At 42.4% G+C, this 11,501-nt stretch carries 9 protein-coding genes; 1 reads left to right on the top strand and 8 read right to left on the bottom strand.

What is annotated here, in order from left to right; genetic code table 11:
- Positions 1-9 precede the first annotated feature (9 nt).
- From rsmB to FLK61_RS11100, 8 genes are all read right to left on the bottom strand, one after another.
- Positions 10-1,383 carry a 16S rRNA (cytosine(967)-C(5))-methyltransferase RsmB gene (gene rsmB, locus FLK61_RS11065; protein WP_176009519.1) on the bottom strand — a complete coding sequence of 458 codons (1,374 nt, stop codon included), beginning with the start codon at positions 1,381-1,383 and terminating at the stop codon, positions 10-12.
- Positions 1,384-2,325, bottom strand: a complete 942-nt coding sequence (fmt, locus tag FLK61_RS11070) for a methionyl-tRNA formyltransferase (protein ID WP_176009520.1) — start codon at positions 2,323-2,325, stop codon at positions 1,384-1,386.
- A 17-nt stretch (positions 2,326-2,342) separates the two neighbouring features.
- On the bottom strand, positions 2,343-4,739 hold the full coding sequence (gene priA / locus FLK61_RS11075) for a primosomal protein N' (protein ID WP_176009521.1): 2,397 nt from the start codon (positions 4,737-4,739) through the stop codon (positions 2,343-2,345).
- On the bottom strand, positions 4,736-5,944 hold the full coding sequence (gene coaBC, locus FLK61_RS11080) for a bifunctional phosphopantothenoylcysteine decarboxylase/phosphopantothenate--cysteine ligase CoaBC (RefSeq protein WP_176009522.1): 1,209 nt from the start codon (positions 5,942-5,944) through the stop codon (positions 4,736-4,738). Before coaBC ends, priA begins: the two co-directional genes overlap by 4 nt.
- A 1,067-nt stretch (positions 5,945-7,011) precedes the next feature.
- Positions 7,012-7,242, bottom strand: coding sequence for a DNA-directed RNA polymerase subunit omega (rpoZ, locus tag FLK61_RS11085; RefSeq protein ID WP_176009523.1), 231 nt, complete (start codon positions 7,240-7,242; stop codon positions 7,012-7,014).
- 7 nt (positions 7,243-7,249) lie between these two features.
- Positions 7,250-7,861, bottom strand: a complete 612-nt coding sequence (gmk, locus tag FLK61_RS11090) for a guanylate kinase (protein WP_176009524.1) — start codon at positions 7,859-7,861, stop codon at positions 7,250-7,252.
- An 80-nt stretch (positions 7,862-7,941) separates the two neighbouring features.
- Positions 7,942-8,205: an extracellular matrix/biofilm regulator RemA gene (gene remA / locus FLK61_RS11095; protein WP_176009525.1), complete on the bottom strand. Its 264-nt coding sequence runs from the start codon at positions 8,203-8,205 to the stop codon at positions 7,942-7,944.
- Positions 8,206-8,226: 21 nt separating this feature from the next.
- Positions 8,227-9,096: a YicC/YloC family endoribonuclease gene (locus tag FLK61_RS11100; protein ID WP_176009526.1), complete on the bottom strand. Its 870-nt coding sequence runs from the start codon at positions 9,094-9,096 to the stop codon at positions 8,227-8,229.
- A gap of 155 nt (positions 9,097-9,251) precedes the next feature.
- Here FLK61_RS11100 and FLK61_RS11105 point away from each other — a divergent pair, with 155 nt between their 5' ends.
- A complete protein-coding gene (locus tag FLK61_RS11105) occupies positions 9,252-10,952 on the top strand; it encodes an Rqc2 family fibronectin-binding protein (protein ID WP_176009527.1) in 1,701 nt (566 codons plus the stop codon).
- The last annotated feature ends 549 nt before the right edge of the window (positions 10,953-11,501 follow it).

The following is an 11,501-nucleotide window of genomic DNA, read 5'->3' on the forward strand; positions in this document are numbered from 1 at the left end:
CATAACCGTTCATTCGGCAACTTCTTCTATAGTTTCTGCTTTTTTGATAGAAGTGATAAAAAACCCATCTGTACCGAATTGACCTGGGAGTAACTGGACCATACTACCATCCTCACCGATAGCACTATGGTAAGCTTTCGGTAGCACAGCGGTTAGAGATGTGTCACGCGACGCATCACTGTGTTTAGATAAAAAGGATGTGATTTGATGATCATTCTCATTTTTATCTATAGTACATGTACTATAAATCAGTCTACCACCCGGCTTTAATGTTTTCCATACAGCATCTAGTATGTCCGCTTGGATCTCTTGTAACCTGCTAATATCCGATTCTTTTTTCTTCCACTTAATATCTGGCTTTCTTTGCAATACACCAAGTCCAGAGCAAGGAGCATCTACTAAAACACGGTCAAACGGCTCAGACGCCTCATCAAGCTTTCTCGCATCTTGGGCGACACCTTCAATAATTGATAATCCTAGGCGTTTTTGTTGTGCTTCTAAAAGCTCGACTTTATGCTTGTGAATATCTCCACTAATTAATTGCCCCTCATTTTGCATGAGCTCGGCAATATGCATGGATTTCCCTCCAGGAGCTGCGCACGCGTCTAGAATGCGCTCCCCAGGCTTTGGATCAAGCGCGAGAGCAACAAGCATCGAGCCTTCATCTTGAATGGATACGTATCCCTCTTTAAACGCGTCCGTATGCTGAACAGCCCCTCGTGTAACTCGAAGTGCATGCGGCATGAACGGGCTTTCTTCTACTTCGACACCTTCTTCTAAGAGCATCTCTTTAATTGTATCCTTATCCGACTTAAATTCATTTACACGAATGGAGGAAACGGGGTGCTCTAAGTTAGCAAAAACGATTTTCTCCGCTTCGTCAAACCCATATTGGTCTACTAATCGGTTTACAAACCACTGCGGATGGGATCCCTTTACCGCTAAACGCTCGATAGGCTCTTTAATAGAATCGAATGACGGAGCACCTTGTCTTAACACGTTACGTAAAATTCCGTTTACCATTCCAGAGATTCCTTTGTGGCCTCTCTTATTTGCGATTGTTACCGCTTCGTTTAAAATAGCGTGATCAGGCACGCGATCTAAATGAAGTAGCTGATAAACACTTAATCTTAGTAACACGAGTACCCAGTCTTGCAGTTTATCTAATGGTTTTTTACTAAAATGCTTTAACACAAAATCTAACGAAGCTTGACGCTGAATCGTGCCATAGACTATTTCAGTCAGTAATGGCACGTCTACTTTAGCTAGCTTCGATGATTTAATCATATCATTTAACAATAAATTACTATAGGCTTGTTGCTGTTCGATCTTAAGTAACGTATCTAACGCAACCTCACGCACTGTTGCCTCTTGTTTTTTCATCTATAAATCTCCTAACTTATCGCCTAACGCAAGCTTTGCGCCGGCTCCTCGCAAAAATGTCTCTACGTTCATCGGTTTTTTACCAGCTGGCTGGACTTCTTTTAATGCAAGCACCGTCTCGTCGCCGCACGCCACATGCAGTAAATCGGACTCCAACTTTACGATAGTACCAGGAGCTTCTGTTGTTGTGCCTTCCGCTACTACAGAGGACCATAGCTTTAATCTTGTCTCTCCAAGCGTCGTATAAGCAACTGGCCAAGGTGCAAGCCCTCTAATGTGATTAAAGACGCTTCTCGCATCCTGCGTCCAATCAATGACCTCTTGCTCTTTTTTTATGTTAGGTGCAAAGGTTGCAGCTGCCTCATCCTGTTTTTCTGCCTCTACAACGGACGCCTCCATCTTTGGTAGCATCTCTTTGATCATTTGCGCTCCAAGCTTGCTTAGCTTATCGTGCATCGTTCCCGTGTTATCTTCGTCTGTAATTGGAATAGCTCTTTTTAAAAGCATGTCCCCAGCATCCAGCTTTTCTACCATATACATGATCGTAACCCCTGTTTCTGCCTCTCCGTCGATAATGGATTGATGGATAGGCGCACCGCCGCGATATTTAGGCAACAGAGACGCGTGGACGTTAATACAGCCCTTAGCTGGAATCTCCAGGACCTCCGTTGGGAGTAGTTGACCAAAGGCTGCAGTTACAATTAAATCTGGCGCAGCCTCTTGCACAGCCTGATAGTCATGTCGTATCTTTTCTGGTTGAAAAACGGGTAATCCTAGCTCTAAGGCCGCTACCTTAACAGGTGGCGGTGTAAGCTCTCTCTTACGACCTTTAGGACGGTCCGGCTGTGTAACCACAAGGGATACTGTATGTCCCTCATCTATTATAGTTTGTAAAACAGGTACCGCGAAATCCGGTGTTCCCATAAATACGATATTCATCAAATCATCCTTTCTTCTCTTTACAGCATCATATATGGATTAGTATCTACGTGAAGTTGCAAGTCTGTTTTCATTATTTCTTTTTGATAGGATTCAATCAATTCCTGTAAAACATGATGAAGGTTTGGTTCGATTTTGTATTTTATCATGCACTGATAGCGATATCTATCTTTTATTCGAGGTATCGGACTAGCTGACGGTCCATATATTTTAGCAGAGTCACTTAGACTTCTTCGTAAATAAGACGCAATGTTGGTCGTTACCTCCACAGCCTTGTTAAGATCTGCATGGCTAACGTGCACCACCGCTAAAAAGTAATACGGAGGATAGCCAGCAAGCTGACGCATTTTCATCTCCTTTTCGTAAAAAGAAAGAAAGTTATGCGTTTTAACGTCTTGGACGCTATAGTGATCCGGCGTATAGGTTTGTACGAATACCTCGCCTTGCTTATCATGTCTCCCAGCACGGCCAGCAACTTGGGTAAGGAGCTGGAAAGACCTTTCGGCAGAACGAAAGTCTGGTAAATGAAGCATAGAGTCTGCGGCCAGGACACCGACAAGCGTAATGTTAGGGAAATCAAGACCTTTTGCAATCATCTGTGTGCCAAGGAGAATATCCGCTTCTCCCTTCTCAAAAGACTGCAAAAGCTTTTCGTGAGAGCCTTTACGCCTTGTGGTATCAACATCCATCCGAATTACCCTTGCATCTGGAAGCTCTTTTGCAAGCTCCTGCTCTACCTTTTGTGTACCTGTACCAAAAAAGCGAATAGAGTCACTTTGACAAGATGGACAAACCGTTGGGATTGTCTCGCGATGTCCACAATAGTGACACTGTAAGGATTGATCATTACGGTGATAGGTTAATGAGATATCACAGTGCGGACATTCCGCTACGTACCCACAGTCACGGCACATAATGAAGGTAGAATAGCCTCTTCTATTTAAGAGCAACACCATTTGCTCCTTTTTAGCTAATCGATCCTGCATAGCCTCCAAAACAGAGGTCGAAAACATCGAGCGATTCCCGTTTTGAAGCTCTTCTCGCATATCGATAACATGCACCGGTGGCATCGCTGTTTGGTTCACTCGCTCTTGCATCGATAGGAGCGTATAAACACCCTTTTTTGCTCGTGCAAAGCTTTCTAAAGAAGGTGTAGCACTTCCTAAGATTACAGGACAGTTATAATAGCTTGCGCGCTTTATTGCAACATCCCTTGCGTGGTAGCGTGGCGCTTCCTCCTGCTTATAGCTCATCTCGTGCTCTTCATCAATAATAATAATGCCAAGGTTTGTAAAGGGAGCAAATACAGCTGATCTAGCCCCTACCACGACATCTACCTTTCCCTCACGAATCTTGCGCCATTCATCATACTTCTCCCCTTTAGATAGCGCACTATGAAGCACGGCTACCCTCGAGCCAAAACGCGACTTAAATCTCGTTACCATTTGAGGAGTAAGCGAGATTTCAGGTACGAGTACGATCGCTTCCTTCCCCTTATCTAACACCTGCTCAATCGACTGTAAATAAATTTCTGTCTTTCCGCTTCCAGTGACACCGTGCAATAAAAACGTTTCGTGCTTGTTTGTCTGAAAGGCTTCCTCAATTGGACGTATGGATTCCTGTTGCTCCTCTGTGAGCGCCATCGGAACCGACGACTTAAACGTTCGCCCTGCATATGGATCGCGCCCCACTGTGGCATAGTCTTTTTTCAGTACACCTTTATCAACAAGCTGGTTAATAACAGCTGTCGTGACGTTCGCTTCCTCTGCTAGACCCTTTAGCGTAAAGCTTGTGCCGATTTCACACGTCAATAAATACTCGGATAATAATAATTGCTTTTTCGCTTGCGAAAATTGGGTAAGGTCAGGTTCTTGCACGTACGTGACCTGCAACTGTTTTTTTCTTGCATCCTTTGTTGTAACGATCGGGCTTACGCGAATCGTTCCTTTACGAATATGCCTCGTTATGAGCTGAATATCATTTTCAGGAGCTTGTTTCGTAAACTCATTCCAGCTCGCAATCACCCCATCAACGAATAAACCGGTAAGTTCAGGATCTTCCTCTTCCAAGTAAAGCTCTTTATCATAGGATGCTCGCATGGCAGCCGGTAGCATCGCTTTTAAAACACTTATATGATAAGAAAGCGTTTCTTCTTTAATAGCTTCAGATAGGAGTAAAAGCTCCTCCGTTACCGGTGGAGTTAAATCGAGCTGATCAGAAATTGGTTTAAGCTTTTCGATCGCGATTTGAGGCTCGTTGTGAAGCTTCATCACAAACCCCTGCACATTCCTGTTTGCAAAAGGAACATGCACACGAACTCCGGGTACAATCGTGTCTGCAAGCTCATTTGGAACGAGATAATCAAACATTCGATCCGTTTGTCTTGCGGCAACATCAACAATAACACTTGCTATCATGTAGCATCACCAAACAACTTTTCTACTTCATCTAATAATACTTTAGCAGCTTGTTTTTTTGATGTTAGAGGGACGTCTATTTGGTCACCTTTACGAGTAAATAGCGTAAGAGCATTTGTATCTCCTCTAAATCCATGTCCTTCTTCCACAATGGAATTTGCTGCAATAATATCTGCATTTTTTGTTTCTAGCTTTCTCTTCGCATACTCTTCGATATTGGATGATTCTGCAGCAAAACCTACTAAAATCTGTTTCTTTTTTTGTTGACCTAAATCTTTTAAGATATCCTTCGTTCTCACCATTTCTAATGGAATATCTTTATCTGATTTCTTCATTTTTTCTTCTTCGGATGTTTTCGGCTTATAGTCTGATACTGCTGCCGCTTTAATAATGACGTCCTGATTGTCTGCATGATGCATCACGGCTTTATACATATCTTCGGCGGATGTGACATCAATACGATTGACTCCATGCGGTGTATCTAGCTCAACTGGACCGCTTATTAGTGTGACATGAGCCCCTCTTGCAGCGGCCTCTTGTGCAATAGCAAACCCCATTTTACCGGATGATCGATTTGATAAAAATCGAACAGGGTCAATAACTTCCTGGGTTGGGCCTGCTGTTACGATAAGTTTTTTCCCATGCCAGTTAGGATAGTCACGCTTAATAAAATAGTGTTCGACCATAGCAAGTAAGTCTTCGGGTTCTGCCATACGACCTTTCCCTGTATACCCGCACGCTAAATAGCCTTCGTTTGGTTCCACAAAAATAAAGCCGTCTTTTTTCAGTTGCTCCATATTGCGTGTAACTGCTGGATGACTATACATATGGACATTCATCGCAGGTGCGATCATGACTTCTGCCGTTGTTGCAAGCATAGTAGTCGTTACCATATCATCTGCGATTCCATGAGCAAGCTTTCCGATTGTGTTTGCTGACGCTGGCGCAACGAGCACAAGGTCAGCCCAATCTGCGATATCAATGTGTGCAATATGTGTCGGATCTGGTTCAATAAATGTATTTGTATACACATGATCACGAGAGAGTGCTTGAAACGTTAAAGGAGTGACGAATTCTTGTGCAGAGTTTGTCATCATTACTTTAACGTCAAAATTGGCTTGAACTAATTTACTTGTAAGGGCGGCTGCTTTAAATGCAGCAATTCCTCCTGTCACAGCTAATAGTACTCGGTTTTTTCGTGTCATGGATATTCTCTCCTGTCTTTTTCTTAGCAATAAGTTGTCTCTCTTCACTCTACCTAAAAAAGCTCGGTCAGACAACTATTGCATAGGCTCTTAGAGCTGATGGTGATAAAGTGCCAACTAGTTTAAATCTAACTTCCTTAGCTCTTCGAGCTAAATTGACTAAGGGCTAACTAGTTTAAATCTGCTCTCCGAGCTGTCAGCCCGCCAGACACTCTACGACATCCATAGGGCCGGTCTTTGAGCTTCCTCGTTGGCAGAGTTCGACTGCCGTCTCTCTCTAAACGCCTTCTGTGGGATCTCAAAGACCTCTTTCCCCTATGGATTGTCTTCGAATGTCTTCTGGGTCTGCCACCTCTACGTTTGATTTAAAAGGAGCATAAAGAAGAGCGTTTTTTAAGTCAGTATGTATAATTGTGTTCTTTCTCGTCATTTCTTCTAGTTTGTTTTCTCTTCACAACGTTAAGAGTTTGCATCACTTGAAGATAGTTAGTCAATTCCCTTCATTGCGCGTCACTTCCGGCATTTTGCTTTACTTAATAGCTTGTATTCTTTTCATCATTATAATAATTCGCTTCATTTCTCTATTCGTGCAGAAGGAGGCAGACTCGGAGAATGCCCGGAGACAATTAGTAGGAATAGGCAGGGAATGAGACCACGCAGGAAGGCGCTTAGGGTAAGGCGTGAGCCGCACCCTGCCGACGAGTAGGCTCAGGTCCTGACCCTACTAATGTCGTAGGGTGTTCATAGAGCTGACTCCTTTTATATATTTAGCATCAATCGCTAGCCTGAAATCAGCAGGAAAAGCACCCACTGATTTCTAAGTGCAACGCTCGCTTCTTTGATGCTTTCGATCGTCTGCAAAGATCGCAGACTTCTCTCTAATGTCGAAGGGTATTCGTAGAGCTGACTCCTGTTACCACATAAAAATAAGTGGCCCTTTAGCAACCAGCAATCCAAGGGATTGCTAAAAGGGGTTAAAGATCTGTCAGTAAAACAAAATAAAAGCCACTGAACAAACCATTCAGTAGCTTTTACATGTAGCGCTAAGAAATGCCTCACGTGTAGGCTTATCTTTCAGCGTATTCTTTATCCTTATCTTCTGAAATATCGTAGCTTAAGTATTCTGACTCAATCTCTTCAAGAGCCATTCCTACGTAGTTTACGGAACGTGCGTTTTCTGGCTCACTGAAAAGCTCTGGTTGCTCACGTAGTTCTCTTGCACGACGAGCAGAGATTGTTACCAATGTATACTTTGAATTGATTTTTGACATTAACGAATCAATTGATGGTTTTAACATGACAAAATCACTCCTTCACTAATGATTGATATTGATGAATTAGACGATCCTTCTTACAGTTCTCGGCAGTTACAATAGATTTAATACGGTCTACAGCTAAATGCACCTCGTCATTTTCGACAACGTAGTCGTATTTGTCCATGAGTTCAATCTCTTCGCGAGCTACTGTCATACGGCTATCAATGAGATCGACAGATTCGGTCCCACGGCCTGCTAGACGATTTCTTAGTTCTTTTAAGCTTGGTGGCATTAGAAAGATAAAAACACCTTCAGGAAATGTTTCTTTAACCTGAATAGCTCCTTGAACTTCAATTTCTAAAATGACATCGTGGCCTTTTTCGATCATTTCTTCCACGTACGCACGAGGTGTGCCGTAGTAATTACCTACGTACTGTGCGTATTCAATCATTTCACCGTCTTGGATCAATCGTTCAAATTCTTCTTTGGATTTAAAAAAGTAGTTAACGCCATCTACTTCTCCTGCTCTTGGATGACGTGTTGTAGCTGATACTGAGTAACGGATGTGCGTATCCTGTTCACGGAGCGCACTACAAACAGTGCCTTTCCCAACGCCTGATGGACCGGAAAGCACAATCAATAAGCCTTTTTCTCGTTTCATATTATCCTCCAAACAATTAGTACAAATCATTTTAACATGAAATAGCGAGGAAAGTATATGTTTACTTTCCTCGCTACACGTTAGTCTTCCGCTGCGTCCTCTTTACTTGAAATCACTCGTTGCGCGACTGTTTCTGGCTGAACGGCCGATAAAATGACGTGGTCGCTATCGGCAATGATAACGGCTCTTGTGCGTCTGCCGTACGTTGCATCTACTAGCATATTTCGATCACGTGCGTCTGAAATGATTCGTTTAATTGGTGCTGATTCTGGGCTGACGATCGAAATAATTCGATTTGCTGATACGATGTTACCAAAACCAATGTTAATTAATTTAATGTCCATGTTCGTATGCCCCCTAATGCGTTATTCTATGTTTTGAATTTGTTCACGAAGTTTTTCAAGCTCTGCTTTCATATCAACAACAAGCTTGCTCATTTCTTTCACGGAGGCTTTTGAGCCAATCGTATTTACTTCTCTATTTAGCTCTTGAAGCACAAAGTCTAGCTTTCTTCCTATCGGTTCGTCTGACTGGATTATCTCGTCAAACTGGACAAGGTGGCTGTCAATTCGAGTTATTTCTTCAGTGACGTCGGCTTTCTCCGCATAGAGGGCTGCCTCTTGCAAAATCCGGCTTTCATCAATATCAGATCCTATGGCGCGCATTCGCTTGATAATCTTATCTGTATAATGGCGATGCACGTCATCTGCATACGTGTGTAATTCTCTGTTTAATGCTTTCACTCGAGTAGCACCTGTTTTTAAAACAGCTGATAGCTCTTGTCCTTCATTCTCTCGCATCGTTACTAAATCGAGCGTTGCCTTTGACACGCAGGCAAGAAGCTTGTCCGTGAGCTCTGGATCGTCTATTTCACGCTCTTCGATCGAAGTAACTTGGTCAGACAAAAGAATTTGTGCAAGCGGAAACGTATCTGTTACAGCATAATTTCCCTTCAGTTCGTTAAAGGCCTCTTCAAATTGATCAATTAATTGTTGATTAATTGCGAGCTGACTCGTTTTATAAGAACCATCTATCCGAACGAATACATCTACTTTCCCTCTCGAAACATTTGTAGACACTACTTTGCGAATAGCTGACTCAAAGCGATTCCATTCCTTTGGAATACGAATACTTACTTCTAAAAATCGGTGATTGACGGACTTAAGCTCGACTGCTAGTCGACCTCCTGCGATTATCTCCTCAGCATGTCCGTATCCTGTCATACTTCTCATCATATGTATCACATCCACTCTCTCATTCTAAACAATTTTTGCCTTCTCAACAAGGGCTTGTCTGTTATGACCTTATTCGCTCTCTCGCTCGTTGTTCCTGCAACTGTTTTTTCTGCTATAATGGCTAGTAGTCTGTAAGAGTAAAGGAGGATACGATTTTGTCTTTCGATGGAATTGTAACAAGAGCCGTAACACATGATCTAAAGCAAACATTAGTAAGTGGGCGAATCACTAAGATTCATCAACCTCACCCATCTGATATAGTCATTACAGTAAGAGCGCATGGGAAGAACCATTCCTTATTTATTTCCGTCAATCCATCCTTTGCGCGCTTTCATTTAACTAATATTAAGTTTGATAATCCATCTGAACCACCACTATTTTGCATGGTGCTTCGAAAACATTTAGAAGGTAGCATCGTGGAAGCAATTGAACAGGATGGCCTCGAGAGAGTCATTACTTTTTCGTTTAAAGGTCGTAATGAGCTTGGTGATGTCTCATATAAAAAGTTAAAGTTAGAGTTAATGGGTCGTCACAGTAACTTGATTTTCTTAGATAATGAGATGATTTTAGAGAGCATTAAGCACATTCCACCGTCCCTCTCTCAATATCGTACGGTATTGCCTGGACAAATGTATGTGAGCCCGCCTCATATGGATAAGTTGCATCCGCTACAAACCGATCGCGACGAGCTACTCCGTGCGATTGATTTTAATAGTGGGAAGCTATTGAAGCAAATCCAGCAGGTTTATAGCGGTCTGAGCCCACAGGTGATTGAGGAGATTTTACATCGCGCTAAGTTTGCGAATAGTGATACCCTACCTCAAGCCTTTTTAGAAACATTGGAGCCTGTTAAGCAGCATGATTATTCGCCTTTTATTTATCGTAACGCGAAGAAGGAAGGCTTTAGCGTGATTCCTTTAACGCATATAGAGGGAGAGCGTACAGAGCTTGCTTCTGTCCATGAGATGTTAGATAGATTTTATCATGATAAATCGGAACGAGATCGTGTGAAGCAACGCGCGCACGATTTAGAACGGTTTATTCGTAATGAATATCAGAAGAATAAAAAGAAACGCAAAAAGCTAGAATCAACGCTTCAAGATGCGGATAAAGCGAAGGAGCAACAGAAATTTGGAGAGCTCTTAACAGCAAATATGCATCTAATAAAGCCCGGAATGAAGAGCATCACAGTCGTGGACTATTATGATGAAGATCAAAATGAAATCACAATCCCCCTCGTTTCACACAAATCAGCATCTGATAATGCACAGCAGTTCTTTAGAAAGTATACGAAGCTTAAAAACTCCGTGAACTATGTGAATGAGCAGCTACGAGTGAACGATGAGGAAATTGCATATTTTGAGAATCTATTAGAGCAGATGTCGATTGCATCAACGCGTGATATTGAAGATATTCGCGAAGAGCTTATTGCGGGTGGATACATGCGTGACCGTAAGCAACAAAAGAAAAAGAAGAAGCCTTCTAAACCGAGCGTCGAGCGCTACGTATCATCAGAGGGTATCGATTTGTATGTAGGTAAAAATAATAAGCAGAATGAATATTTAACGACGAAGCTAAGTAGACAGGATGACACATGGCTTCACACGAAGGATATCCCTGGCTCACACGTGTTAATCAGGAGTACGTCGTTTGGGGAAGAGACATTAATGGAGGCTGCGAATTTAGCTGCATACTTCAGTAAAAGTCGTATGTCGGGGAACGTTCCGGTTGACTATACGCTCATTCGCCATGTGAAAAAGCCTAGTGGGGCGAAGCCTGGGTATGTGACGTATGATAAGCAGACGACGGTTTATGTAACGCCGGATGAGGATGTGGTGAGGAAGCTTAAGGCGTAGTTGTTGATTCGATTTTTAAAGAGTGCTTCAACCCTTCGGGTTGAAATTGATAAAGAGCTAACTAGTTTAAGATCAAGTTCGTAAGCTCTTCGAGCTTCAATTGCTAAAGAGCTAACTAGTTTAAATCTTCACTCCTAGCTGTCAGCCCTACGGACACTCTACGACATCCATAGGGTCAGTGTCTGAGCCTACTCGTCAGGCAGGTTCGGCCTTCCTGCGTGGTCTCAGCCACTGCCTATTCCTATGGATTGTCTCCGAATGTCCTCCGGGTCTGCCAGCTCTCTGTTTGATTTAAAAACGGCATATAAAAGGGCCTTTTTTTTAAAGAGGCTCTTTTTTGTTTGTTTTTTAGCATTTGATAAGTAATTCTTAGGTAATTAGGATGTTTATGTACCGTATTTGAGATTAATGTACCGTATAGAAAATTTATGTACGGTATACGAGATTTATGTACCGTGAGCAAGATATAATTTTAAAGCTAGGCAACGATTTTTTGCCTAGTGATGTAAAGAAAAAGTATTCGTACAATTAAAGAACTGTTACCTTCGA

Origin of the sequence: Paenalkalicoccus suaedae (assembly GCF_006965545.2) — a bacterium.
Taxonomy (GTDB): domain Bacteria; phylum Bacillota; class Bacilli; order Bacillales; family Salisediminibacteriaceae; genus Paenalkalicoccus; species Paenalkalicoccus suaedae.